The sequence below is a fragment of the Mycobacterium tilburgii genome (genome assembly GCF_902168065.1).
GTDB lineage: Bacteria > Actinomycetota > Actinomycetes > Mycobacteriales > Mycobacteriaceae > Mycobacterium > Mycobacterium tilburgii.
Map to the genome: position 1 here is coordinate 12,809 of NZ_LR655720.1, position 25,052 is coordinate 37,860.

Annotated in this window: 21 protein-coding genes, 1 tRNA gene and 10 pseudogenes; 16 read left to right on the top strand and 16 right to left on the bottom strand. The window is 63.8% G+C overall.

Going from position 1 to position 25,052, the window contains the following annotated elements; genetic code table 11:
* Positions 1-45: 45 nt before the first annotated feature.
* The 3 genes and pseudogenes from FQ389_RS12500 to FQ389_RS20180 all read left to right on the top strand — a co-directional run bounded on the left by FQ389_RS12500 (position 46) and on the right by FQ389_RS20180 (position 1,582).
* Positions 46-564, top strand: a complete 519-nt coding sequence (locus FQ389_RS12500; RefSeq protein WP_144208098.1) for a lipoprotein LpqH — start codon at positions 46-48, stop codon at positions 562-564.
* A gap of 45 nt (positions 565-609) precedes the next feature.
* Positions 610-1,051, top strand: a pseudogene (locus tag FQ389_RS12505) (alpha/beta fold hydrolase); the annotation flags it as partial.
* Between the two features lie 402 nt (positions 1,052-1,453).
* Positions 1,454-1,582: a hypothetical protein gene (locus FQ389_RS20180; protein ID WP_260860725.1), complete on the top strand. Its 129-nt coding sequence runs from the start codon at positions 1,454-1,456 to the stop codon at positions 1,580-1,582.
* Between the two features lie 6 nt (positions 1,583-1,588).
* Here the strand turns inward: FQ389_RS20180 and FQ389_RS20185 are convergent.
* From FQ389_RS20185 to FQ389_RS22535, 3 pseudogenes are all read right to left on the bottom strand, one after another.
* Positions 1,589-2,794 (bottom strand): annotated as a pseudogene (locus tag FQ389_RS20185) (cytochrome P450).
* Positions 2,795-2,809: 15 nt separating this feature from the next.
* A pseudogene (locus tag FQ389_RS12525) lies at positions 2,810-3,473 on the bottom strand (TetR/AcrR family transcriptional regulator).
* 172 nt (positions 3,474-3,645) lie between these two features.
* Positions 3,646-3,755, bottom strand: a pseudogene (locus FQ389_RS22535) (LLM class flavin-dependent oxidoreductase); the annotation flags it as partial.
* A 221-nt stretch (positions 3,756-3,976) separates the two neighbouring features.
* On the opposite strand from FQ389_RS22535, the pseudogene FQ389_RS12535 reads away from it, so the two are divergent.
* The 3 genes and pseudogenes from FQ389_RS12535 to FQ389_RS12545 all read left to right on the top strand — a co-directional run bounded on the left by FQ389_RS12535 (position 3,977) and on the right by FQ389_RS12545 (position 6,976).
* Positions 3,977-5,029 (top strand): annotated as a pseudogene (locus FQ389_RS12535) (NAD(P)H-dependent amine dehydrogenase family protein).
* 23 nt (positions 5,030-5,052) lie between these two features.
* Positions 5,053-6,252 carry a MalY/PatB family protein gene (locus FQ389_RS12540; protein ID WP_144208106.1) on the top strand — a complete coding sequence of 400 codons (1,200 nt, stop codon included), beginning with the start codon at positions 5,053-5,055 and terminating at the stop codon, positions 6,250-6,252.
* 97 nt (positions 6,253-6,349) lie between these two features.
* Complete coding sequence (locus FQ389_RS12545; RefSeq protein ID WP_144208109.1) at positions 6,350-6,976, top strand: TetR/AcrR family transcriptional regulator; 627 nt, start codon at positions 6,350-6,352, stop codon at positions 6,974-6,976.
* Between the two features lie 838 nt (positions 6,977-7,814).
* Here the strand turns inward: FQ389_RS12545 and FQ389_RS12560 are convergent.
* Positions 7,815-8,549 (bottom strand): 3'(2'),5'-bisphosphate nucleotidase CysQ, encoded by a 735-nt coding sequence (locus FQ389_RS12560; RefSeq protein ID WP_144208114.1) that lies wholly within the window; start codon positions 8,547-8,549, stop codon positions 7,815-7,817.
* Between the two features lie 181 nt (positions 8,550-8,730).
* Here FQ389_RS12560 and FQ389_RS12565 point away from each other — a divergent pair, with 181 nt between their 5' ends.
* Positions 8,731-9,288: a hypothetical protein gene (locus tag FQ389_RS12565; RefSeq protein WP_144208146.1), complete on the top strand. Its 558-nt coding sequence runs from the start codon at positions 8,731-8,733 to the stop codon at positions 9,286-9,288.
* A gap of 8 nt (positions 9,289-9,296) precedes the next feature.
* Here the strand turns inward: FQ389_RS12565 and FQ389_RS12570 are convergent.
* Positions 9,297-10,358, bottom strand: a pseudogene (locus FQ389_RS12570) (thiolase family protein).
* 99 nt (positions 10,359-10,457) lie between these two features.
* Between FQ389_RS12570 and FQ389_RS12575 the strand changes: the two are divergent.
* Both FQ389_RS12575 and FQ389_RS12580 read left to right on the top strand, forming a co-directional pair.
* On the top strand, positions 10,458-10,943 hold the full coding sequence (locus FQ389_RS12575; RefSeq protein ID WP_144208117.1) for a hypothetical protein: 486 nt from the start codon (positions 10,458-10,460) through the stop codon (positions 10,941-10,943).
* A 174-nt stretch (positions 10,944-11,117) separates the two neighbouring features.
* Positions 11,118-11,420 carry a hypothetical protein gene (locus FQ389_RS12580; protein WP_144208120.1) on the top strand — a complete coding sequence of 101 codons (303 nt, stop codon included), beginning with the start codon at positions 11,118-11,120 and terminating at the stop codon, positions 11,418-11,420.
* On the opposite strand, the pseudogene FQ389_RS12585 reads toward FQ389_RS12580, so the two are convergent.
* A pseudogene (locus tag FQ389_RS12585) lies at positions 11,386-12,139 on the bottom strand (asparagine synthase-related protein); the annotation flags it as partial. The gene FQ389_RS12580 and the pseudogene FQ389_RS12585 overlap by 35 nt on opposite strands.
* Positions 12,140-12,512: 373 nt before the next feature.
* Between FQ389_RS12585 and FQ389_RS18080 the strand changes: the two are divergent.
* Together FQ389_RS18080 and FQ389_RS12595 are read left to right on the top strand one after the other, a co-directional pair.
* A complete protein-coding gene (locus tag FQ389_RS18080) occupies positions 12,513-12,782 on the top strand; it encodes a hypothetical protein (protein WP_186296401.1) in 270 nt (89 codons plus the stop codon).
* A gap of 213 nt (positions 12,783-12,995) precedes the next feature.
* On the top strand, positions 12,996-13,535 hold the full coding sequence (locus FQ389_RS12595) for a GNAT family N-acetyltransferase (RefSeq protein WP_144208123.1): 540 nt from the start codon (positions 12,996-12,998) through the stop codon (positions 13,533-13,535).
* Here the strand turns inward: FQ389_RS12595 and FQ389_RS12600 are convergent.
* Positions 13,532-15,211, bottom strand: coding sequence for an MFS transporter (locus FQ389_RS12600; RefSeq protein WP_260860726.1), 1,680 nt, complete (start codon positions 15,209-15,211; stop codon positions 13,532-13,534). The genes FQ389_RS12595 and FQ389_RS12600 overlap by 4 nt on opposite strands.
* Positions 15,212-15,370: 159 nt before the next feature.
* Here FQ389_RS12600 and FQ389_RS12605 point away from each other — a divergent pair.
* Both FQ389_RS12605 and FQ389_RS12610 read left to right on the top strand, forming a co-directional pair.
* Positions 15,371-16,079, top strand: a pseudogene (locus FQ389_RS12605) (Type 1 glutamine amidotransferase-like domain-containing protein).
* Positions 16,080-16,260: 181 nt separating this feature from the next.
* A tRNA-Cys gene (locus tag FQ389_RS12610) sits at positions 16,261-16,331 on the top strand.
* A 14-nt stretch (positions 16,332-16,345) separates the two neighbouring features.
* On the opposite strand, the gene FQ389_RS21305 is transcribed toward FQ389_RS12610, so the two are convergent.
* From FQ389_RS21305 to FQ389_RS21315, 3 genes are all read right to left on the bottom strand, one after another.
* On the bottom strand, positions 16,346-16,696 hold the full coding sequence (locus tag FQ389_RS21305; RefSeq protein ID WP_313901982.1) for a YchJ family metal-binding protein: 351 nt from the start codon (positions 16,694-16,696) through the stop codon (positions 16,346-16,348).
* 779 nt (positions 16,697-17,475) lie between these two features.
* A complete protein-coding gene (locus FQ389_RS21310) occupies positions 17,476-17,772 on the bottom strand; it encodes a hypothetical protein (protein WP_144208126.1) in 297 nt (98 codons plus the stop codon).
* Positions 17,773-17,779: 7 nt separating this feature from the next.
* Positions 17,780-18,055: a glycosyltransferase gene (locus tag FQ389_RS21315; RefSeq protein WP_313901981.1), complete on the bottom strand. Its 276-nt coding sequence runs from the start codon at positions 18,053-18,055 to the stop codon at positions 17,780-17,782.
* Between the two features lie 325 nt (positions 18,056-18,380).
* Between FQ389_RS21315 and FQ389_RS20195 the strand changes: the two genes are divergently transcribed.
* Positions 18,381-18,779 carry a class I SAM-dependent methyltransferase gene (locus FQ389_RS20195; RefSeq protein WP_260860727.1) on the top strand — a complete coding sequence of 133 codons (399 nt, stop codon included), beginning with the start codon at positions 18,381-18,383 and terminating at the stop codon, positions 18,777-18,779.
* Between the two features lie 288 nt (positions 18,780-19,067).
* Here the strand turns inward: FQ389_RS20195 and FQ389_RS12635 are convergent, their stop codons facing one another.
* From FQ389_RS12635 to FQ389_RS20205, 5 genes are all read right to left on the bottom strand, one after another.
* Positions 19,068-19,487: a glycosyltransferase gene (locus FQ389_RS12635; RefSeq protein WP_144208129.1), complete on the bottom strand. Its 420-nt coding sequence runs from the start codon at positions 19,485-19,487 to the stop codon at positions 19,068-19,070.
* Between the two features lie 399 nt (positions 19,488-19,886).
* Positions 19,887-20,195 carry a hypothetical protein gene (locus FQ389_RS12640; RefSeq protein ID WP_144208132.1) on the bottom strand — a complete coding sequence of 103 codons (309 nt, stop codon included), beginning with the start codon at positions 20,193-20,195 and terminating at the stop codon, positions 19,887-19,889.
* A 167-nt stretch (positions 20,196-20,362) separates the two neighbouring features.
* On the bottom strand, positions 20,363-20,716 hold the full coding sequence (locus tag FQ389_RS12645) for a DoxX family protein (protein WP_260860728.1): 354 nt from the start codon (positions 20,714-20,716) through the stop codon (positions 20,363-20,365).
* Positions 20,717-20,795: 79 nt separating this feature from the next.
* Positions 20,796-21,134 (bottom strand): HAD-IA family hydrolase, encoded by a 339-nt coding sequence (locus tag FQ389_RS20200; protein WP_260860729.1) that lies wholly within the window; start codon positions 21,132-21,134, stop codon positions 20,796-20,798.
* Positions 21,131-21,448, bottom strand: a complete 318-nt coding sequence (locus tag FQ389_RS20205; protein WP_260860730.1) for an HAD hydrolase-like protein — start codon at positions 21,446-21,448, stop codon at positions 21,131-21,133. The genes FQ389_RS20200 and FQ389_RS20205 overlap by 4 nt, the downstream gene beginning before the upstream one ends.
* A gap of 407 nt (positions 21,449-21,855) precedes the next feature.
* Here FQ389_RS20205 and FQ389_RS12655 point away from each other — a divergent pair, with 407 nt between their 5' ends.
* A complete protein-coding gene (locus FQ389_RS12655; protein WP_260860731.1) occupies positions 21,856-22,779 on the top strand; it encodes a class I SAM-dependent methyltransferase in 924 nt (307 codons plus the stop codon).
* A 147-nt stretch (positions 22,780-22,926) separates the two neighbouring features.
* Here FQ389_RS12655 and FQ389_RS12660 read toward each other — a convergent pair.
* Positions 22,927-24,766: pseudogene (locus tag FQ389_RS12660) on the bottom strand (MMPL family transporter); the annotation flags it as partial.
* Positions 24,767-24,934: 168 nt separating this feature from the next.
* On the opposite strand from FQ389_RS12660, the pseudogene FQ389_RS12665 reads away from it, so the two are divergent.
* Positions 24,935-25,052, top strand: a pseudogene (locus tag FQ389_RS12665) (IS3 family transposase); the annotation flags it as partial.

Sequence of the window (25,052 nt, forward strand, 5' to 3'; positions counted from 1 at the left end):
GGCCTGTCCGAAAAGATTCCTGGTGACCATCTAGGAGGACTTGCGATGACGAAACCGGACGCTCGGCGGCGACGCACCCCGCGCGTCGCCGGGCTCGGCACGGTTGTGTTGGTGATCGGCCTGTCGGGGTGCTCGAGCGACGGCGGCAGCCCCGCGGCTCCCACCAGCTCGACCCCAGCGCTGTCGAAGACCACCGTCATGATGGATCAGCACTCACACACGATCACCGCACCGGTCGACTGCAAGACCTCGGCGGCGGCGCCGCACGCCACGCCCCCCGAGTCCGGTGACCTGACGACGCGCATCAACGTGCACGACGATTCGGCATCGGTGTCGTTGGCTCTGTCGGACGAAAAGCCCCCCAGCGTGGACGGCTTCGCCGTGGCGCTCAAGGTCGGAAGCGGCCAATATCAATTGCCCTATCAGCCGACCCAATCGGCCAATCAAGTGCTGGTCACCAAGGACGGCAGGAGCTACACGGTCACCGGCTCCGGCCAGGGGACCGCACCCGGCCAAAGCGGTATGCGACAAATCACGTTCGGGATACACGTCACGTGCCCGTGAGCGCGCCCGGTTTCTAACCACGATCGGCTCTGCGATGCTGACAGCTTGGACATCTTCGCGGAGTGGCAAAACCTCAGTACCGGAATGCGCTGGCGGTCGACGACCGCGGCCAACGACGGGCACGAAGTCGGGGTGTTCAGCCGCCGGTGCGGGCACACCGCGGGCTCCGCCGCTCGTGCTCGTGCACGACTTTCCGACGTCGAGCATCGAATTCTTCGACTTAACGCATAAACTCGCCGACGATTTCGACATCTACCTGTTGGACTTCCCGGGTTACGGACTGTCCGACAAGCCGCCTGAGCCGTACGTCTACTCGCTCTACGACGACGCGCGGCTGCTGGTGCACACCATCACCGAGGTGTGGCAGCTGACCGGGTTTCGGCTCCTCACGCACGACCGCGTCAGCAGTGTCGGCATGATCACGCTGGGCATGCTGGCGGAAGCGGACCCGCCGTCGCTGCCGGTGGATCTCATCCTGACCAAGGCGCCCGCGGCATTCTTCGAATTCGGCCATGTGGCAACCACACTGCTGATTCTGCGCTCCACCCAACTGCTGACCTCACCGGAACGCACCGTCACGGCGGCGACGTCGCGGGCGATCCTTAATCTACGCCGGCCACAACGCGGTGGCTACGGCGGCGTCGCTGGCCGCCGGACGCTGGTATGACCGGGCCGGGCAACGGGCCGTCTTCGCGACCGGCGCGGCGTCTACGTGCTGGGGGTATCTGGTGTTCGCGTCCGGCGTGCACAGTGCCGCCGTTATCGTGCTGGGTTTCGCCCTGACCGGCGCGGGCATCGGGCTTGCTGAACCGACGCAATCGGCCGTCGTGTCCCAGCTCCTTCCGGACCGGTTGCGGGCAGCGGGTTCGTCGTCCAGGCGGTTGGTGATGTGGTGGCGAAGGTCGTCACAGGCGTGCTCTACACGGTCGCCTCGCCCGCGATCGCGTTCCGCTACGCCGCCTCGTGGATGGCATTCGCCGTCTTAGCCTCGGGCATGCTGCGGCCGGCTCGAGCCTGACGGGCTCTACCCGACCAGCACCGGCAGCCGCGCCCACCCGCGCACGCTCGCGGTGTGCGCGGGTGGGCATTGGCATAGTCCACTTCCCAGTCCGGCCAGCGTTTGAGGACCTCCCTTAAAGGCCACCCACGCTTCCAGCCGCGCCAGCGCCGACCCCAGGCAGAAATGCAGGCCCTGCCCCGAAGCTAAGATGGCTTCCGCGCCGATGGATGTCGTAGCGATCCGGGTCGGCGAACTGAGTTTCGTCGCGATTCGCCGATGCGTTGAGCAGCAGCATAAACGACCCCTCCGGCATCACCTGGCCGTAGTGCTGGTCGTCGCGTGCGACGTAGCGCGCCTGCATCGGCGACGGCGGTTCGTACCGCAGCGTCTCCTCGATCGCACCCGAGATCAGCGACGGGTCGGCGACCAGCTCGCGCCGCTAGTCGGGGTGATCCGACAGCAGCTGTCCCATGAAACCGATTAAACGGGCGGTGGTTTCGTTGCCGGCACCGGCGATCATCGCGGTGTAGGACAGCACTTCGGTCCGCGACAGGGGCCGCCGCGTGCCATCGGGTTCCTCGATCTCGGCCCGCAACAGCTCGGTCATCAGGTCGTCGGAGGGATGGGTGGCCCGCCATTCGATGTACTCCGCGAACAGCGCGATGGAGTTGGCAAACACATTCGCGTCCACCTCGGCAGGGTCGTTGCCCTTGGGCAATTCGATGTTGGCCACGCTGCGGTCGCGGATCTTCTCCTGATCCGCCTCAGGGATGACCAGCAGATAACCGATGGTCCGCATCGGCATCATCGCGCTCAGGTCGGCGATGAAATCGAACCCCGGCTCCCCGACCAGCGGGTCGAGCTCGCGCACACAGAAGTCGCGCATCAGCGACTCCACCGCGAGCATCCGCCGCGGAGTGAAGACCCGGGAGAGCAGCTTGCGGTGCAGGTCGTGCAGCGGTGGATCCTCGAACAGCAGAATACCCGGCGGCACTTCGATGTTGGCGAACAAGATTTCGGCGGTGGTGCCGCGGCCGGATCGGTAGGTTTCCCAGTTCGGCAGTTCGCGCACCACGTCCCGATAGCGGCTCAGCGCGTAAAATGTTGTATTTCTCGTTAGTAGTTACAATGGCGCGTCCGCGCGCATCCGCTCCACACCAGGTACAGATTCGAATCGATCTCGACATCGAAGGGGTCGTAATACAATTCGCTGGCGCTGGGGCTGGTCACTATCGGGTTCCTCACTCAGTCGTTGCGGTGCAATAAAGCCGTGCAGAAGCGCTTGGACGAGTTCTTCAACAATCACCTCGCGGGGCGGCGGGTCGGTCCCGAAGTAGATCGACCGCAACGCGGCTATTCCCGCAATCATCGACACCGTCGAGTGGGCGGGCAGATCCGGGTGCTCGGAGTGTAGACCGCGTAGTTGCATGCCCTCGACGCTGATCTGGCCGAGCACCATGACCGCCCGGCGCACCTCGGCGATGCAGGCATCGGCCTTCTCCTCGTCGGACAGACTCTCGGCCGCCATCAGCGTCAACAGCAGCCCCTGATATTCGATGAACACGTCGTAGAGCCGCGAGACGAACAGCCGGGTCAGCTCCTTTTCGTCGGTCTCCTCGGGAACCACCGCCTGCCAGGTCCGGCCGAATTCGTCGACGAAGCTGACGAAGGGCACCACCAGCGCCTCGCGGAATAACGCCGCCTTGGAACCGAAGTGGCGAAACAGCAGGTGTTCGGTGACACCGGCGGCCTGCGCGATTTCCCGCGTCGTGGTGCTGCGATAGTCCTGGACGGCGAACAGCGCGCGGGCCGCTTCCAGCAACAGCCTGCGCGGTTCGCCGCGCGGCCGACGCGCCACCGTCGCCGGGGTCGGGGCCGGGATCGGCCACTTCGTCGCACGCTGGGCCACCGCTGTCCACTCCTGTCGAAACGTCACCCCTCGGGGATAGTATCCACTATCTTAAAGAATGGTTCGTCGAAAGGGTGACACCATGGGCGCTGTCATCATGCTGGGCGCGCACCTCCGGCGCGATGCCGCCGCAGAGCGGATGCAACGGCTGCCCGCCGAGCAGGTGGTCAACGACGGCGCCGCGGGTTTCCGCCCACGCGCACATCTCGATGGCCGCGGCGTACAGATCCGCATCCGGCCCGGCCCACTCGGGGCCCGCATGTCGAACCGAAGGGTGAACATCAGCGCCCGCCGCCGGGGACACGCGGGATTCGACGGAAGTCAACCCACACGCCTGGCAGATTAACCTAAAATTTGTTCATTACGATAGTGCGTACTCTCTATAATCTCTTGACCGGGCGCTCCCGCGGTTGTAGCTTCCGAAATGAACGTTGGGCGACTTCCGGCGTTCACGGCAACGGCCTCCTCAGCTTTCAGCACGCAGGCGACTGAGGAGGGCCACGATGACGGCGCGGTGCGTAGTGGTGTGGGCGACCGCCGGCATCGGTTCGATCGCTGTCCGCACCATCCATCGCCGCCCCAATCTCGATCTGGTCGGGGTGTGGGTGCACTCCGAGGACAACGTCGGCAGAGATGCCGGGGAACTCGCCAACGGCGAACCGATCAGCCTGAAAGCCACCAACGACGCCGACGCGCTAATCGCGCTCAAGCCCGACTGCGTGGTCTACGCGGCCAGCGGACCGGAATGCGACGCCCTGGCCATCCCGACTACGTCCGCCTGCTCGAAGCCGGCATCAACGTCGTCACGACCAAGCAACCACGCGGCTGGTCAACCCGCACGCCTACGAACCCGCACAGTGGCGCGATCGACTCGTCGCCGCCGCCAAACAAGGCCAGGTATCCCTGTACGCGTCGGGAATCGAGCCAGGCTTTGCCGCCGATTACCTGCCGCTGGTGCTGTCCACCCAGTCGTCGACGATCGAGAAGATTCACGCCTACGAGATCGGGGCTGTACGACGACAACGGTGTGCCCGACATCATGAGTGACGCACTGGGTTTTGGCCGGCCGCTCGACTAACCAACCCTGGATCGGTTCGCAGGAGCCATCGCCGGGGAATGGCAGGGCCAGATCCGGCTGATCGGCGAGGCGCTGGGCGTCGGGGTTCAGTGAAGTGCGCGAGTTCTTCGACCGAGCCGTCGCCAACTCGACCCTCGAGGTCGCGATGGGGCACCGTCGAGGCGGCACCTGCGGTGCGCTGCGCATGGGGGCGACTGGCATGGTCGACGGTCGCGACGCCATCGTCATCGAGCACGTCACCCGCCTCGCGCACGACGTCGCCCCGAACTCTGGCCGACCGGCATCAGCGATCTGTCCTATCGGATCGTGATAAGTGGCGATCCCGACATCGACTACACGCTGGCGGCCACGCTGAAGGACCTGCGGCGGGCCGGCGTCGGGGGCATGGCGTCCGGGGTAGGCGCCATGGTCGCCCGGGCTGCTGAGTTCGGTCGACCTGCCGCTGACCATCCCGCAAAACGCGTTTGTCGGCGGGTAGGCCGCCCCGGCTACTCTGCGGGCGTGACCGTTAATCCGCTCGAGGACGTCACCCTGTCGCAGCTGCGGCGTCGCACCAGCATGAAGTGGCGCGCGCATCCGTCCGACGTGTTGCCGTTGTGGGTCGCCGAGATGGACGTCAATCTGCCGCCCACCGTCGCCAAGGCGCTGCGCACAGCGATCGACATCGGCGACACCGGCTATCCGTCGGGCACCGCGCTCGCCGAGGCGGTCGGCGAATTCGCTTCGCGCCGTTGGCAATGGCACGACCTCAAGGTGAGTCGCACCGCGATCGTTCCCGACGTCATGCTCGGCATCGTCGAGATGTTGCGTCTCATCACCGAGGCCGGCGACGCGGTCGTCGTCAACCCGCCGGTGTACGCGCCGTTCTACGCGTTTGTCATCCACGCCGGGCGCCACGTCATCGAGGCGCCGCTTGACGGCGCGGGCAGAATCGCGCTGGACGCACTGGAAGAGACGTTCGTCCGCGCCTGCGCCTCGGGTCGCCGGGTCGCATACCTGCTGTGCAATCCGCACAACCCGACGGGCACGGTGCACACCGCTGAGGAACTGCGTGGCGTCGCCGAGCTCGCGCGGCGGTCCCAGGTCCGGGTGGTGTCCGACGAAATCCATGCGCCGGTGGTGTTACCGGGGTCGCGGTTCACGCCGTACCTCAGTGTCCCCGGCGCCGAGGACGCGTTCGCCCTGATGTCGGCGTCCAAGGCGTGGAATCTGTCCGGCATCAAGGCGGCACTGGCCATTGCAGGTCCCGAGGCGGCGGCGGATCTGCACCGGCTACCGGAAGAGGTTAGCCACGGGCCGAGCCATCTGGGCGTCATCGCGCATGCCGAGGCATTCCGCAGCGCCGACGACTGGCTCGACGCGCTGCTACAAGGCCTGGACGCCAACCGCGCGTTGCTGGGCGAGCTGGTGGCACAACACCTTCCGGGCGTCAGCTGGCAACGGCCGCAAGGCACTTACCTCGCCTGGCTCGATTGCCGGCACCTGGGTTTCGAGGAAGAGGCCGCCGACGGTCTGGCGGTGGTCGCCGACCTGTTTGGCCCGGCGCGCTGGTTTCTCGATCATGCCCGAGTCGCGCTCAGCTCGGGCCACGTTTTCGGCACCAACGGATCCCGGCATGTCCGATTGAACTTCGCCACCTCGCAAGGAATTCTCACCGAGGCGATCACCCGGATGGGTCGTGCGTTGGCTGCGAGCCGGTAACACACCCTCAGATTCCGCCAATGCGCGCCGAACGCTGCGACGACAGAGCATTAATTGATCAGGCGTTTCCCGACCGGGCTCTGCTAGTTCTATCGTCATGGGCCGAAAGGGGTGGGGTGGCACACCGCCGGCGGACGACGAGGAAGCGCGCAAGCGCATCGTCGACGTCGCGATTCGCAGCATCGAACGCCGGGGAGCGCAACACACCAGTTTGTCGATGATCGCGGGCGACCTCGGGGTCACCCGCCCCACGGTCTACCGATATTTCGCCTCGCTCGAGGAGCTGCTGACGGCAGCGAGCGATGTCGCACTGGGCGGCTGGACCACCCGGATCACCGATCTCACCGCTGGCATCGACGATCCGGTCGACCTGTTGGTCGAAGCCGTGGCCTTTCTCGTCGAACGACTGCCGGACGAACCCTTGCTGATGATGCTGCTGGAGACCGACCAAAGCCGGTCGATGAGCCGGCAGATGGTGCTGGGTGAGTCGGTGCGACGATCGCGGATGATGTTGGAGCGCACCAAAATCGACTGGAAAGCTTTGGGGTATCGCAACAAGGATTTCGACGATCTGGTCGAGTACATGCTGCGTATCATCCAGTCACTGGTCCTGGTGCCACCGGATCCGCCGCGCAGGCCAGGCGGGTTGAGATCGCTGCTGCGGCACTGGATCGGTCCGGTGGTGACGACGCCACCACCCCGCCGGCGACGAGCACGCGGCTAGGACACCACGCGCGGGGCGTCGCCGGCCGTGACCGCTTCGGTGGCAGGGTGTTCCGGAAGCTCGTCGGCGTGAAACCAGCGGAACGACAACAGACCATCCGGATGGTTCTTGGTGGAAATCGCATTGGGTGCCGCCGCGGGCGATGTCGCCCGTCGCGGTGAAGTAGTCGGGAAGTGCACTGAGCCAAAGGATCCCAAGGATCAGCAGGTGGGCAGCACCGAAGATGCGCACAAACGGATTCGGCCTCCCGTTGGCCGCGCCCGGCGGCGTGCCGAAGGTAGCGCCCGAATGGCGATTCGCGCGAACGCCGCGAGCTCGACGCCGAAGACGACTGGGGCCGAGGGTGGCGAAGATAGGCACTCGTCATCGGCACCGAGGCGAACATCGGACGGTTGAGCGGGTTCTCGGTGTTCCAGGCCCACCAGAGCAGCTGCAGACCCAGATGATCGAACACCTCGTACAGCATTGGTGCACTAGGACGACACACCGAGCCGACCACGATGCCACGTGACCGGAAAACACCTAGGGTGCGGACAATTTCGAACGCCGACGTCGTCGCCGCGGGGTACAGCGCGACGGATCATCTGCTAGAAACAGATGGCAATGATGGGCGTGGCGTTCATGGAATATTAGAGAAGGCCGGGTTGTCCGGGTGCCAAACCCAGAGCACATCGCCGGTGAAATCGAACTTCGGCCGCCGCACCTCGAGAGTGGTCATGGTCCCGTCCGCCAGCCGTGATTATCTACATTTGATGTAATATGATTGTTGCGTCCTCAAGAGGATGAGTCAAGACCTTATGGGGCGTAATCATCAACGCGCCTAATTGGTTACGTTGCGTCAACGGGTGACAGCCAGGACCGCGTCGGCAAGATCGGGACGGCACACCACCAGATCCGGCAACTTGGGATCGGCTTGGTTGTACCGCAATGCCGACCCATCGATGCGTGATGTGTGCAGACCCGCTGCTCGGGCCACCGCGACGGGGGCGGCCGAATCCCACTCGAACTGCCCGCCGGCATGGACGTAAACATCGGACAGACCCTGGACGATCGATGCGACCTTGGCGCCGGCGGAACCCATTTCCACCAGGGTGCCGTCCAACGCGTCACGAACCGCCAACGCGATCGCCGGTGGCCGGGTGCGCGACACAACGATACGCGGCTTCTGCGACGCCGCGGCGGCTAGCGGCGCGTGAACCTGCGGGGTAGCCAGCGTGACGCCCTGGGCCGGCAGCGCCACCGCACCAGCGATCAACTCGCCGGCCTGCCACAGTGCCACGTGCACGGCCCAGTCGTCGCGGCCTAACTCGGAGAACTCCCGGGTGCCGTCGAGCGGATCGACGATCCAGACCCGCTCCGAGCGCAGTCGTACCGGGTCGTCGGCACCCTCCTCGGAGAGCACGGCATCTTCGGGGCGCTCGCCGGCCAGGGCGTCGATCAGAAAGTCATGGGATCTATTGTCCCCCGCGGCTTTCCGCTCACTCGCCTCGGCGTCGGCGAACTCCTCTCGCACGGCGAGCAACAACGTCCCCGCCTCGGTGGCCAAGCAGGCGGCCAGGGCGTGGTCGCTCATCGGTGCTCCTAACGCGTCGCGAGAATCTGATACTTCCTTATGTTGGACTCGTTGACCAAATTTACCGTGTCACAATTTCTGCCACTACGACGCCCCGGGCACGGCGCCGTGTCATAACCTGGTGATCGTGAGCGGCAACGTCTCTTCGACGAGCGGGCTGCGGCGGGGGCGCTTCACTGTGATAGTCATCGTCGTGGCCCTTTTGGTGATTGGTGCGCTGGCCTTCGTGGCCGTCAAACTCGTCGGCGGTCGACACAGCACCTCGGGTGCCCCCGTCACCCAGCCAGCGACACCATCGGACAGCTACGCCATTCCGGGCTGCTACAATCCTTCGGTGCAACCGACCGAACGGCCAAAACAGCTCAACGTGCTCGGCTGCGCGAGCGTTGCCGTTGCACTGCAAGACATGTCGTGGCGCTCGTGGGGACCCCAGGGCGCCGACGGGACCGGAACCGCGGTCTTCAAGATGTGCGATCCGAATTGCGCTGCCGGCTATCAGGTCACCAAGCCGGTCGTCGTGCACGCGTGGAATCCGCAGCCGCCGCGCTTGGATGCCATCTGCCAGCGCGGCCTGAAAATCTTTGGCGACATGATTCTGGCGTTCCCCGACGGCGCGCCGCCGCCCAATGCGCAACAGATCGATGCCGACTACAACGGGATGCCGGCTGTGCACTTCGTCAACTACTCACCGAGCGACACGCGCCGAACCGAATTCATCGGCTACACGTTCTGTAACTAGGTTTTGCGTTAGACTTCGACGACGACGGCTCCACCCTGGCCGTCGCTTGCGTGCATCGCCGCGACACCGATGCCGCAGCGGCGCGCCAGCTCGTACACCAGCGTGGTGACCTATCCGCGCACCCGAGGCCGCGATGGGGTGTCCGAGGCTGCAGCCGCTGCCGGAGCAGTTCACCTTACTCCTCGTCGAGGCCGTACTCGCGGCACGCCGCGATCGGGACCGACGCGAACGCTTTGTTGATTTCCCACAGGGCGACGTCGCCGGGCGACAGTCCGGCGCGGTCCAACACCTTGACCGCGCCCAGACCGCAGTCGCGGGGCGGCACGCCCGCGGCGGCCCAGGCCTTGACGGTGCCCATCACCTTGAGCTTCTCCGCCTAGGCGTAGTCGCGGTCGACCAGCGCCACAGCCGCCGCGGCGTCATTGGTGCCGCTGCTGTTGCCGGCCATGATCGAGAAACCCTCGATTCGGGGGTGCAGCACCTTCAGGCTGGCGAACTTCTCGACGGTGATGTCGCGCCCCGCGGATGTCCATCGACGGCGAATTCGGTGACCGAGCCGTCGAGCTGGGTGATCTTCAACGGCAGCATCTCGTTGACGAATTTGCCTGCGTCGATGGCGGCGATGGCACGCTGATGCGACCGGGCCGCCCACGCGTCCATCTCCTCACGCGTCATCCCGACGGTCTGGGCCGCGTTCCAACCGACCGTGATCGCATGTCCCGCGCATCCGGCGCCTCCGACGTGCGTCGGAGGCATCCAATGCTCCTCGAACTTCAGCTCGGGGCCGGGAATGCGCCAGTTGACCAGCGGCGTCATCGACAACTACTGCACGCCCCCGGCGATCAAGACCCGTTCCATTCCCGAGCCGATTTGCGCCGCGGCGTTGGCGATCGCGGTCAGGCTGCCGGTGCAGTGCCGGTTGACCGACTGACCGGGAATGTCCTCCAGGCCCGTCGCTGCAGCAGCATAACGCGCGAGATCGCCTCCGCCGTAATGCGATTCGGCAATATAATGTCACCGATGGCCGTCGGGTCGACGCCGGAGCGGCGGACCAATTCCGGCGAGATGATCCATCGTCATCACGGTCGAGAACGATCTGGTCAACCGCTGCGAATTCTTCGACGAAACGGACCTGGACGCCGCGCTCGCGCGAGGAAATCACCTCGACCGTGGCCGCGACCCGCGGCCAGCGCCTCGCGCTGTGCCGTTCGTCTATCGTCGGGCAGAGCTCGCAATCCGGGCCGTTTTGTGTCGAGTTTCTCAGCCTGGTGGAGACCGACACCGCCGAGCAGTTGGCCTCCCACATAGCGTTCGACCTCGACGACTTCGACGCCGCCGTGGCCGAACTCGACTCTCGCTACCTTGCCGGTGAGGCAAAGGCCTACGCACACACCTGGTCTCTGGTCACCCAGGCTTACACCGCATTTAATCGCCGGGAGCATCCCGCGACGACTCCCGCCTGGTCAACCGTCGACCATCGACACGGAGTATCGTTCGCACCCGGTCAAGTGTCGGCCGTGCTGGCCGAGTTGGACACCCGCGTCCAACTCGTGCAATTCGATCGAGTCGGTACATCGGCTGAATGGCTCTGGCGCTTTGGTGACCTCGGTAACCCGCGAGACTTCGCGAGATGGCTTCGACGCCGAGTGGCATGAGGTCGGTTGCGATCCAGGGAATGGTCAACCATTGCGAGCTGTTCGAGGTAGCAGACCTGGACGCCGCACTGGCGCGTCTCGACGAACTCCTGCCGCCGGCGCCGCGGGTGCACAACGCGGCGAACGGCGTGCACGAGCGAATTCTCCGGTACATCACTCCGCGACTGGCAGGCAGTGACCGAGATGCTGGCCGTCGACTTTACCCACAATGACCGTCGCCGAACGGTGAATTCCGGCGTGCGACGAGGCCGGGACACCGCGATTGCGGAGATGCTGGCCCTCGTCGACATTGGTGCCAGGGACCACGGGTCAGACACCATCGCGACCCGCGGCGAACGTCTCGTCCTGTGTCGTACGCGATCCTCGGGCAGCAGCGACGAGGCGTTCTACGTCGAGGTTTTCGACGTCTTGGAGATTGATGACGACGAAACAGTCATTGTTCGTCCGATGGGATCACCCGCCGGGCAGCCTGTTTGAGGACGCTTTTACCGTCGTGCGCGATCTTGAGCTCCGGGGGGGTCGCGGCCAATTCGACCAGTTCGTGATCGAGGAACGGGAGGCGCCCCTCCAGTCCCGAGGCCATGGTCAGGTTGTCTACCCGTTTCACCGGGTCCTCCAACCAACATCACCGTCGTGTCAAGGCGCAGTGCGCGATCGATGCCGGTCTCGGCGCCGGCGCGCGCGAAGTGTTCGCTGACGAACTGCCGGCTGGGATCTCCGGACGCGAACCTCCCGGGTCCCAGTAGGGCCTGGACACCCGTCGCGTCGCGGTCGAAGAAGGCGCCGCGGTATTCGGTGACCCGGCGACCGGCGACCATCGCAAACGCGAACATACCCTGCAAGCGGCTGACGAAGTCGTCGCCCCAGCGGTGGTAAGCCTTGATCAGGACTTCGCTGTCGCTGGTGGAAAAGAACCGATAACCATATCCTTTGAGTTCATCGCGTAGTTGCTTGTAGTTGCAGATACAGCCGTTCCAGGCGATTGTGAGGCCCAGGTCGGCGTCGACCATGGGCTAGGCTCCCGCCTCGGTCAGGTCGATGATCTTCAAGCGACGATGTCCCAGCGCAACGCGCCCCTGCGACCAAACGCCCGCAGCAGCGGGCCCCCCTGGTGCCATCACGGCCGCAATGGCCGAAACCGCAGCAACGTCAGGTAGGCGATCGTCGAGTCGCATCTCGCCGGTGGCTCCGCATATATATATATATATATATATATATATACGACCCTAACCGCGCCGGGAAGATCATGGGAGGCCGGGCGTCTGGCTCAGCCGTTTGGGCGCCGTCGGGCCGCCCCACGACGTTCGCTCCTCGGACGGGTTGAGGTCGCCGCCCTGGTACCGCGACCGCTCAGGCCGGCGCCCCATCCGCCTATGCGACGCGATCGCAAAGCAACATGTCGCGGGCCGAGCAACACACCCTGATCCGCGCAGGTTTTGTGGTCCTTACGAGCGCTGCGGCCCCGTCTGTTAATTGCCCGTACCGCACCCGTTCACCTCGGGGCAACAAACGGCTCTTCCCCACGAAACTATGTTGGCACCGCATTTGATTCGCCTATAAGATGTGACCATGATCAACAACAGCAGCAAGATTATGTTCATCGGTCGTGGCGGCGGCGCGGGCGGTGCGCGTGGCGGCGGCGCGGGCGGTGCGCGTGGCGGCGGCGCGGGCGGTGCGCGTGGCGGCGGCGCGGGCGGTGCGCGTGGCGGCGGCGCGGGCGGTGCGCGTGGCGGCGGCGCGGGCGGTGCGCGTGGCGGCGGCGCGGGCGGTGCGCGTGGCGGCGGCGCGGGCGGTGCGCGTGGCGGCGGCGCGGGCGGTGCGCGTGGCGGCGGCAAGTAACTTCGACCTTTATCCATTGCGCCCCTTCAGTTCCCGTTATTCAGACGTTGGGAGCGTTGAGACATGAACGGCTAGTGTCCCGTTGAGGCGGTTACGCCTCAACGGGACACTAGTGGCATCTCATGACCGTCCTGCATACAACCCGCTGACGCACCCTCAGGCGTGCAAGGTCCCCGCTGGGCATATTCGGCCTTCGCCTGCAAGACTGCTGCCATGCAAACGATAAGCGGCACCGTACGCTCGGCCGCCCCCCACGACGCAGTTTCCTGCATCGCGATCTACCGTCCGTTCGTCGAAGAGACGACGATCAGTTGGGAATTCGAAGCGCCCAGCCCCGACGAGATGGCCAAACGAATCGCCTCGGCCCAGAAGGCACACGAATGGCTCGTTCTCGAACATGACGATAAGGTCATCGGCTTCGCTTACGGCCACGCGTTGATCAGCCTACCCTCCTTCCAATGGTCTTGTGAGACAGGCATTTACATCAGTCGCGACCATCACCGTGCCGGTTGCGGTCACACCCTGTACAGCGAAGTGCTGAACCGGCTCGCCGCGCGCGGCTACCGCAGGGTATTCGCCGGTATCACCCAACCCAACGAGGCCAGCAACGCATTTCACCGTTCGTTCGGGTTCGAGGATGTCGGCGCGTACCGTCGCGTGTACTTCAAACACGGCCGCTGGCACGACGTCGCGTGGATGCAGCTCGATCTGGGACCTGCCGACCGGACCGACCCACCAGCCCCGATCGGTTAGCGACGCATCCGCAGCGCGAGGTAGTACTCGTGTCGGCGAGTTTGGTCGACGGTATAGCTGATCGCCTTCGTCACGCCGTCATGGTCGATATCCACCCACCGCTCGGTTCGCTGGCGTTCGAATTCGCTCCAGGACGTCACCGTGAACCGTTCCAGAATGGAATTGGGTTCTCCCATAAAGTGATACAGACGCCAGCTGTGACCGCCCGTACGTAGCCTCGACCGGCGGACGGCTTTCATGGCCTCGAGAAAGTCATCCAGATTTTCCGGCGCCACCTGATACCGGACCGTCACCAGCACCGGCCCGTCTTGCGGGCACGGTTCGAACACCAGGGTCGGTGTGGGCCAGGCGCTGGAAACCTCGACGCTCACCCGTCCGGTGGCCGGCCGCAAGCCGAGCACGTAGACGCTGAGCGCAACCACGCCCAGCACGGCCGCCGACCACAGCATCGCGACGGAAAGCCCGAAATGCGTGGCAAGGGCGCCCCACAGATAGGCACCGAGAGCCTGAGATCCGGTGGACACCAGCAGATACACCGACAATCCGCGGGCCTGAACCCAGCGCGGCAACGACAGTTGCGCCGCCGCGTTCAACGTCGTCAGGGTGAGCAGCCACGCCGTCCCAGACAACATCAAGAACGGCAGCGCCGCGGAAAATGGCAGCCAGACGACGGCCAGCGGCGCAAGACCGTATGCGGCCGCCGATACCCCGAGCAACATGTTGTCGGACATCATCGTGTGCAATGGATCGGCCGCAACGACAGCGAGAATGGCGCCGACCCCGATGGCTCCCAGCGCCACACCATAGCCGCCGGCGCCAAGGTGCCAGGTGCGCGCGGCGGCCACCGGCAGCAGCGCGAGTATCGCGGAGGCGGGAAACAGGAAAAGCGCTGTGCGCAAAAGGATCCTGCGGAAGATCGGACTGTTCCCGACGTATTGCAATCCGGACAGGATGGCTTGGCCGATGTGCTCTCGCTCCAGCGGCACATCCTGCTTCGGGCGATTCCACGCGCGCAGCGCGATGATGATCGCCGAGAACGACACCGCGTTGATCGCGAAGACGGCCGCGGGAGCCAGCCAGGCCACCACGATGCCGCCGATGGCCGGTCCGATGGCCCGGGTAGAGTTAGCCGACACGCTACCCAAAACCGAGACCGCAGGGATCTGCTCACGGGACACGACTTCGGGTTGAATCGCCTGCCAGGCCGGCCCGGTCAGGGCCGCGGCGAAACCGATGGCCAGGGTGAACAGCAACAGGCCGGTCGAGGTGAGGCGGCCGAGGTTTGTCAGCACGGCCAGGGCGAGTGCCACGAGTACAGCATACGTCTGCAGGAAGATCAGCAGTCGGCGGCGGTCGAACAAATCGGCCAGCACACCGGCGAACAGGCCGAGCAGCAGGGTCGGCCCCAGACTTGCCGTCTGGACCAGCGCGACAACGACATCGGGGCCGTGCTTTTCCACCAGGAACCACTGCGCTGCCACCGCCTGCATCCACGTCCCGATGTTCGAGATGAACTGCGCAACGAACAGGCCCCGGTATACGCGATTGCGCAGCGGTGCCCACGTGGACGGTTTCGCACCGTCGGCACGTTCCGTGTCTTGCATCACCACACCACCGATGGTCGACAGCCCTTCGCTCGGCCAGCACGCGGGCAACGCTTCTGGCGCTTGATTCAAGGATTAAGAGTTTATGACACCGACGCCGCCTGTTCGCGCCAAGCATCCGCCCCCCGCGGCCGGGCGAGGCCCGAACCCGCTGGCAGTGGCTGGACGCCGTTGCATCCGTTGTGAGACAACAGGTCTGGCCGCGACTGATACTGTGATTCCCGTGTCGACATGGATCGTAAGTTGAGCTCCCGCCAGCCGCTTTATTTGCTGGCGGACAGTGCCCTGCTGTTCTGGAAACAGCATGGCCGCCCACTGCTGCAGACGGCACTCGACGGATTGGATACGCATACTCCGCTGCGCGCGGCGTATGTGGGCGCCTCCAACGGGGATCGTCCGGAGTACTACGAGATCTTCGAGGGGGTGATGGATGCGGTCGGGATCACCGACCGCCGCATGATCGATTCGTCGTTCGGGGCCGCCGACCGTGCCTTCTTGGACCATGCCCAGTTGATCGTCCTCGCGGGCGGCGACGTGCGGGTGGGCTGAACAACGTTCGAGAAGACCGGCATGAAAGAGGTAATCCTGGACCGGTATAGCGGTGGGGCGATTCTGGTGAGCATTTCGACCGGCGCTGTCCAGCTCGGGCGCTACAGTTTCGTCGAGGCTGTCAATGACGTCAGCACCGAAGTGTTCGACATGTTCAATCTGGTGCCCGCGATCATCGACACCCACGATGAGCGCGCCAACTGGGCGCGGCTGTCGCGCACGGTCGAGTCGATGCAAGGTGGCCGCCACCGGGTTCGGAATCCCGTCCGGTAGCAGCCTCGTCGTGCATGCCGACGACGCGATCGAGCCGCTGCGCCGTCCCGCGCACCAATTCCGTTTCGACGGCACCGCCGTCACGCATTCACTGCTGCGAGCGGAGGCGGGAAGGTGACCCGACCTGACAGCGGCACAAAGTAATCGGCGTCAACTACCGGGCTGCCGAGCGTCGTCGGGAGGCGTCGGCGCGGACTCCGCGATCGCCACCTTGTCGAGGCCGCTGAGCCCGGTGATAATGATCGCGCCGAGGCAAACACTGGGCGGCGACCGCCCCGCTGGCAGGGTGATCCGTTCGTGCGGGTGTGGCTAAGCGGCTAGGCAGCGGCCTGCAAAGCCGTATACACGGGTTCGAATCCCGTCACTCGCTCGAGGTGGTCGAGATTAGAGCCATCGACCCGGCGCGCGAAGCGGCTGCGCTCGCGCAGGCTGCGTTTGCGGCCCCCGGAATCGAACCGAGCAATGAATTCGACTTCGCCGCAATCGTCGGTCGGGGCCGCCCGCGACGGTGTCGATCACCTCGAGGCCGATCCAGTTGATGTCCGGGTCGACGGTGACGTCGACCGGCCGGGTGCGCGGGTGCCGGGTGCGAAACAGGTAGTCAGCGTCGGCGTAGGCGAAAGCCGAATATCGCGATCTTCGCTGTGCAACGGGCAGAAGGATAGACGTGAGCCCGATCCGGGACTGCGTAAGTCTTTTGGAACGATACCCACAGCAAGCACCGCCCAGGTGCAGTTTTTTGAGTTTCCCGTTACCGCGTGCTCAGGTCCGCTCGATTGCACAGCCATGCAATTATCGAGTTTAGACCGGCCGGCCGACACGCCGCGAGCGGGCGAAGGTTTCCCAGCGGCCGAGACGTTTCGGCCGGTCATGTCGTCGCGGTGGCGACCTCGTGAGCTCGGTGGGCGCGTTGCCCGGTCAGGACCCGGCCCAGGTCTGCGAGCAACGATTGCGTGGTCGTCGCGACTAGTCGCCGGGTGGTTCCCACCCGAGCCGTTTGATCTGCGCTCTCCAAAACGGCTGATCGTGCCATCCACAGAATCAGCGTGGGTACCCTGGCGCGCCGGCCGGCGGCGGTGGTCCCCCGCGCCCCTGTGGTGGACGATCGCCCGGCAAAGAGGATTAGAGTTGTGCGTAGTTCATCTCATCGACCACCTTGACGTGGTCGGAATGCCCGACCTGGCTCAGATCGGTGCGGCCGGAGCAAATCAGGGCACGCATTCCCAGCTACGCGCAGGCCGCGTTGATCGTTTCGACCGTGGCGCGCGCTGATTCGACCGGCATGCTGCCCAGAGCAAAGCAGAACGGGGGTGTTCCCGCGGCAGTCCAGCGCCGGCGTCCTCGTCGGCAGGCGCCGGCAATCGATCGTCAGCGCACCGACAATGGGTCGTTGACCTTGCCATTCTCCCATTCGGCAGCCAGCCCGGGAAAGCAAACCGCCTCGTAAGCCTGAATTTCTAACCCGTGGCGTTGGGTAATTTGGCGGTGTATAGGCTGCCGCGTCGCGGGTAATCTCAATTCGCTACGTGAGCATCCTCGAGAGTTTTGTTCATCAGCCACATCAGCCACCTGCTCACCGTCATTGCCGAGCGATTTAACAATACCGGGAAGGCGGGGATTAACTGGCCATTGGGGTGCACCGGATAATAGTGCAGGCTGGTCAAGGGAATGTCGTAATGCTCGGCGATGTTCGCGGCGACCAGCTCGCACGGAATGGTGGTGAAGATCAGGTCGGCTCCGTCGGCCAGGGCGGCAACGTCGCGCAAGCCTCTTCCCAACATTGGGTGGCCAGTGCCGATACTCTCCGCCACAACCTGATCAGACGCGGATTTTCCACGAGCTGCCGAAAAGCAGGTCCAAAAGTCGCGCTGGGCGTCCATGTACTCCCGGGCGTCCGGGCCCGTAGGGCACCGCCTCGAGCCTGGCCGACTCCATCAAGGCCATCAAATTCGAGGGGACGGCCATACGCACTTGGTGTCCTCTGCGCAGCAGTTCACGATCGATGGCGGCACACGGCCCGATATCACCGCGAGTCCCGTAGCTTGCCACGACGAACTTCATTGCAGAATTGCCCTTTTCGCGATCGGGGTGCATCGGCGACGCCAATGCTACAGCTGATTATCGCGGCTGCTCGCACTTTGCCCGTCCAGATTGCATTTGCTGAACCGGCACGAACGCGGTGAATGCGTGGGACACTATTGGCGCCCCGGGGGAAATCGAAGCGACATACGGCCCGGCCAGGGCTGTCACGAGACCGGTGCTATGCACGCGGGGGTTCCCAAGCACGCACCGAAAGGGCATTACATGGACCGGATCAAGCCCGTACAGCGGGCGCTGGACGAGCGGTCGCGACGCATTTACCTGGAAATCGGCGTGTCGCAAGGGGCGGCGTTCCGTGCCATCACCGCCGAGGAGAAGATTGCCGCTGACCCGGCGTTCGCGATCTCGCGAGCGCAATCGCGAGCACGCCGCGGCGGGGGCACTTACCACGCACTATTTCGAAACGACGAGTGACGCCTTTTTCGCGAACGAGACGGCGTTCCTCGAGCAACGCGGTATCGACGTCGCCCTCATTGACGGGCTGGACACCTACCCGCAAGCCATGCGCGACGTCGAGAACACCCTGCGCTACCTGCGCGACGACGGCGTCATCTTCCTGCACGACTGCAACCCCCGTCGGGCTCCGATCGCCGATTCCGCGGCATCGTACGGCGAGTTCCGCAGTAAGTATCCGTGGTGGGATCTGTCCTGGGGGTTAAACATCGTCAACCGGTTGGTCCGCCCGTGGACCGGTGACGTCTGGAAGGCCGTCGTCTAATTGCTCCGCACCCGCCACGATCTGCGAATTGCCGTGCTGGACTGCGATTTTGGTGTCGGTGCCATACAGCGGGGCCGCGTCAGATTCACCGCTGGCCTACTCGGCGGAGCAGATCCAGAGGCTGAGCTATGCGGACCTGGCCGCCGACCACCACGTCTTGCTGAATCTGAACCGCCGACGTATCTCGATGAAATGCTCGGCTTGCGGCGCTGATCGACGGGCACGCATCGCCCCGGTGAAACTCACCGCCGTCGGCGAGCTAAATTTTCGATCACGGGCTCTAATGCGTTATCGCGGGACGAGGAACGTTCGCAGGTCTGCGATCAACGATTCCCGGGTGGTCGTCGAAAAGCGTTGCACGGTGCCCACTTTCATATTTTTGATGCGGCTCGACCAAGCCGCCTGATCGGGCAGCGTCCACAGGATCACCATGGGAAACCCGGCGCGCAGGCCCGAGTTGGTCGTGCCCAAACCGCCGTGGTGCACGAAAGCGCGGCAATTCGGAAGTGCCGTCGCATAATCCATCACATCCACGATCTTGACGTGGTCGTGTTCGGGGACGTTACCGAACTCCGTGCCCCCGGCCGCGATAAGCGCCCGCTCACCCAACGTCGCGCAGGCCACGCTGATCATGGCGAGCGTATCGGCGGCGTCGACTCCCACACTGCCAAACCCGAAGCAGATGGGTGGTTTTCCACGGCGATCCACGACGCGACCTCGTCGTCGGCGTCGGTCGCCAGCTCCATGGTCAAAGCGCCGACGAAGGGGCGCTGGCCGTTCCATTGCTGCCATTCGGCCGCCAGGCCCGGGAAGCATGCGGCGTCGTACGCCTGAATCTCGAGGATCCGCGTTCGGCGATCCGTTGTGGCCAGGGCGTTGTGGCTTCCGGCAGACCGAGTTCGCGGCGGCACGCATCCTCGGCCGTTTTAGACCCACGCCACAGCAACCACTGATACACCGTCATGGCGCGGCGGCCCACCAGCGCCGGCAGCCCAGGCAGCAACACGCCGTTAGCCCGCCACGGAAAGTGATGCAGGGTAGCCAGCGGAATGCAGCAATGCTCGGCGACGTCAGCGACGGTGTCCTCGTAGTTAATGCTAGTCAGGATCAGGTCGGCCCGTCCGCCAATGACTTTAACGTTTTGACGACGTCCCCGCTGCAGTGGGCGAGTGGCTGTGCAAGTACGCGCCATCTGCGGTCTAGTTCCCGCAATCTCCACGGGTTGCAGAAAAAGAAGTTCCAGTAATCGTGGTGTGGCTCCAAGATCGCCGCCAGATCCGGCCCGTAGGCGACCGCAGCCAGCCCCACTGACTCGACGAATTCGATCATTTCGGGTGCAACAGCAAGCGTCACGCCGCGCCCGCGGCGTGCCAGCTCACGGGCGACCGTGAGGTAAGGCTCGACCTCACCGCGCATCGCCCCAGTTTACCAGCGCAAACCTCATCGGGGCCTGTCCTTTCGCATGCTTGCGCGTCCAGCAAAACGATGCGGTGCAATGCTATCGAGCAGGAACCGATATCGGTAGGTCTTTCGCCCGCAGCCGCGCGGGCTTTTGCTTCAGCTATTGCTGGCGTTCTCTGGCGTCACCGATCGAGGATGGCCAACTCCGCCAAGGCCAGCAGGGCCAGGTTCAGCACGATCATCCCCGGTTCGCGACGCCGCATGTGGACCACTGCCGCACCCATCATGACAACGATCAAGCCCGCTGTCCCGAGCGTTACCGCCAACAGTGGGGACATCTTGAACACCGCGGGCAACAGCATCGCCAGACCACCGACCAGTTCGGTCAGCCCCACGAAAATCAGAGTGCGCGAACTGAAATCGTTGACCCAACTCGCACCGCGGAGCGCCAGTCTGTTTTTGGGGAAGACCAACTTACCGATGCCACAGGCCGCGAAGGCGACGCCTATCGCAGCGGTGACAACCCACAAGCCCACATCAGTCCAACGTTTGTGGTGGCCGTCGCGTTCACGAACGGCCGGGTGGTGCAACGTTAAATCCAGTGCTGTCAACCGTTTAAGTGATCAAGGCCACATCACTGCCAGTGATCTCGAGGCTGACGCAGGACAGATCGGCAACGACGGCGTCGACATCCGCGAGCCCGTCCGCCTGGTGGGTGGTCGTGACGACAAGTACTTGCGCCCCGGCGACCCGACCGGCACCGCCGCCCGCCGGTGCCTTGTCCACCACGATACACTGTTGCGGCTCAACGCCCAGCGCGGCGGCCGCCTTGAGGTAGCTCTCCGGGTCCGGCTTGCCGGTCGACACATCTTCGGCGCCGATCAGCAACTGCGGTTCCGGGAGTCCCGCGGCCATCAGTCGTGCCGTCATCAACGACCGCGGCCCGGAGGTCACCGCGGCCCAGTGACCAGGCGGCAGGGCGTCCAGTAGGCGACGTGCCCCCTCCCCGGTAAGGCCGTGACGCCGGCGAGATCGGCCTGTTCTTGCAGGGCGAGTTGGCGCGCCGTCGCCGCGACCCGGTGCTGTGGTGAGACAAATTGCGCGACGGTGACCTCGGTTCGCCGGCCATGACAGACCTTGCGTACCTCTTCATAGTCGACGCCGTATTCCTGGGGCCAGGTATCCCATGCCTGTTCGACCGTGGCGGTTGAGTCGATCAACGTTCCGTCGATGTCGAACAGAATCCGCTTGCCGCGCAGCACCGCCATAGGCAGTGACCCTAACGGGGTGGGAGCCTGACGCCGGAAGGCGAGTCGCTAATCTACGTGTGTTCAACCCGATTCCAGCTCAAGTCGCGAATGTCCGCGTCTGGGATTCACTGCGAAACCGCCCTCATCGGTGGGCGTCGAGCGGCATCGATCAGGGTTTTGTTTTTTTTCCAGCCTGTGCGGTCGACCCGGCACAACGGACACCCTGTCGCCGACGCCGCCAATACGCGAGTTATGTGCTTTTGTAAAGGTAATGTAATGAATTTCAATTACATTTTGCCTACCACGACGCCCGCGCATTGGGCTGTTACCATGAATCGAATCAACTACTTATGCTCATCGCCTGCCGTACCTCATGAGCGCAGCGTCAGGTATTTGAAGTATGAGCAACGAAAGGATTCTTGGTGTTGACAGCCACCAAACGAGCCCAATACGAATATATATGCGACATTTTGCAGCATGGAACCGCTGCACTGAACTTTACCTTGTCTTTGTTGGAGACGAGTTACAAATCTCACTTTTCCGACCATGCCAGCGACGTGAGTCCGCTTCTCGAAGATGCATGCAAGTATTTACTCGATGCCGGCGACGGGCGTGAACTGTATCGGGTGACCGAAGAGGTGCATCGACAGTTCTTCAAATCCGATGGAATCGGGTCGTGGTTCAGCGAGGGCTACTCGTCGTATAAGGCGCAACGTAAGCCGGCACAAGACTTCAAGAATTTCGCAGACGCCATTAGCGGTAGCTCAGTACTCGACTTCGGATGCGGCCGAGGCCATCTAGCGGTAATGATCGCCCAGGCCGGCTACGACTGCCACACCACCGACGTCTTGGACTACCGCTGCGCCGACGCTGGTGTGCTGCCTTTTCAGCAGATGTCTTCGCCGGTCGACGTCCCCTACGCGGACGACATGTTCGACAGCGCGATCGTCAAGACCGTCCTCCATCACGTGGATGAACCCGACATGACGCCACTGTTGAACAATTTGCGGCGTGTGGCTCAGCGGTTGATTATCGAGGAAGACACTTACGCTCTGCCCGCGGCGTCGCTAGGGTCCGCGGCTGGGCAGCCCGAAATAGTTGAGTTCAACAAATTAGACGACCGTGAACAATTCCAGGTGCTCGTCCTGATCGATTTCTTTGGCAATGCCGTCGCCCAAGGCATCGTCGACATGAATTTTGGCTGCCAGTTCAAACGGATTAGCGAATGGTATTCGTTGTTCGACAGTTTGGGCTTCCGTGTCCTGGATACCGAAGTCGGCGGTTTCCGCCCCGGAAATATTCACAAAACCTGCCAGGTGCGTTTTGTCGTCGACCGCGTGGCAGCGTAATTCACCAAACATTGGCCATGGAATTCATGGCCCACAGCATGCTTCATGGTGGCCGCCGCTAGGCTTTCGGCTTGCCCGCGCCGGATCGGATGGGGCAACAGGAGTTTCCCGCTGCGACCACGCACGGTCGGACGCATCGTCAGCCAGCGGCAGGTAGAACGTGTCATCGTTCTTGGATTTGTCGAAGGCATCGCCCTGCGCAGTGGCGTTGTCGGCCTGCGCTTTCGCCTGGTCGTTGAGACCCTTTGTGATCGCATAGTTCGACATGATGGTGTCGAGGTTGTGCTGCTGGCTCTCGATCTGCGGCGGGACGAGCGCTACCAGCTTCTGCTGGATCGTTGTCGAGATTCGCGCTGAGGTTCACGATGTTCTAGGCCACCTGGTCGATGCCGTCGAGCGCGTTTAAGACCGACCGGATTGCCCAGCATACCGGGATGTCGTAACAGTGCTTCTCCCAGTAGAAGTAGCTACGGATCGGCCGGAGAAAGTCGTCGAAGTTTGCGATGTCGCCGCGCAGCTTCTCGGTGATCCGCACAGTTTCCTTGGTGAGCCTGGTGGTTTCGTGTGTGGTGTTGCTCAGATCCTGGGTGACCTGCATCTGCTCACGCAGCGTTGCCATCGTTTTCTTGAGCTTGTCCGCCTGGTTCAGCAGGTTTCGCGCCAGCTCTTCCTGGTAGTGCTGGGTCTGCAGCCGTGCTGCGGCTTGTGCACCTATCTGAAAACCGAGGGCGCTGTGGTCGAGTGGAGTGCCCAACGGCCGGGTGATGGTCTGCACCCGGCCAATACCGGGGATGTGGAAGATCGCCTTGGCGACCTTGTTCAGGACGATGAAGTCAGCCGGGTTACGCAGGTCGTGATCGGTCTCGATCATCAACAGCTCAGGATTAAGCCGAGCCTGGTTGTGCCGGTCGGCTGCCGCGTAACCGACATTGGCCGGAGTATCTGACGGCAGGAAGTGGCGGGTGTCGTAGTCCGTCTTATAGCCGGGCAGAGCGAGCAGGCCGACCAATGCGGCGGCGATGCACCGCGAGAACCGGTGCGGGCCAGCGGACGATGGCCGTGCCGATACGCCGCCAGCCCCGGGTCTGCAGCTGTCGCTTCAGGTCCAAAAACTTAAAAACGACGCCACGGTCAGGATCGCCGGCGCCAGAGTCAAGGCCGCGAGGACCGCGACCAGCATGCCAACGGCGCAGGGTATGCCGAGTGACGAAAAATACGGCAACCGGCAGAAGCTCAGACAGTACATCGCGCCGGCGATGGTCAGGCCCGAGCCCAGCATGACATGAGCCGTGCTGTGGAACATCGCGTAAAACGCTTTTACGCGGTCTTCGCCCTGACAGCGGGCCTCGTGGTAGCGGCCGACCACAAAGATCGCGTAGTCCGTTCCGGCGGCAATCGCCATCAGCACGAGCATGTCGTTGGCGAACGTCGAAAGCCCCATGATGCGTAATTGCCCAGCGTCGCGACGACACCGCGAGCCGCGGCCAATTCGATGAAGACCATCACCAGCATGATCAGCATGGCAATCACTGACCGGTAGACCCACAGCAGCATCACGATGATCACGAGGAAGGTGATCATCGTGACTGTCGCAACGCCCTTCTCACCCGCGTGCGACTGATCGGCGAACAGCGGACCCGCCCCGGTGACGTAGGCCTTGATCCCCGGCGGCGCGGGCACCGAGTTCACGATCTTGCGGACGGCATCGGTGGATTCGCCGGACATGGCGCTGCCCATGTTGCCGGCCAAGTACACCTGGACGTACGCCGCCTTCTGGTCGTGACTCTGAGAGCCCGCGGCGGTCAGCGGATCACTCTAGAAATCCTGGATGTGGTGAACGTGTTTCTTGTCCGGCTCGAGTCGCTTGACGATTTCGTCGTAGTAGCGGTGCGCCTCGGCCCCCAGCGGCTTGTCGCCCTCCAGCAGGGATCATCGCCGAACTCTCGGTATTGAACTCTTTGAACGTCGATCCGACGCACATCATCGACTAGAACGGCGCGGGCGGTGCGTGTTCATCCGCGAGGAAAGGCTGTGGCCTATTCCGGAAATGTGTTCACTGAACGCCGTTACGAGGTCTGGTCGGTGATTGGACAGCGTTGCTGCCGTCGAAAACGACGGTGCCGTGCGGCCAGAGGCACAGGTTAAGGGCAAGGTTGGTCCACCGGTCCATGACGATCGGGTAGGCCGGGATTTCACCGCTGATGCGCCAAATCAGTTGTGGCTAGCCGACGTTACCGAACACCGCACCGGCGAAGGCAAGCTGTATCGGTGTG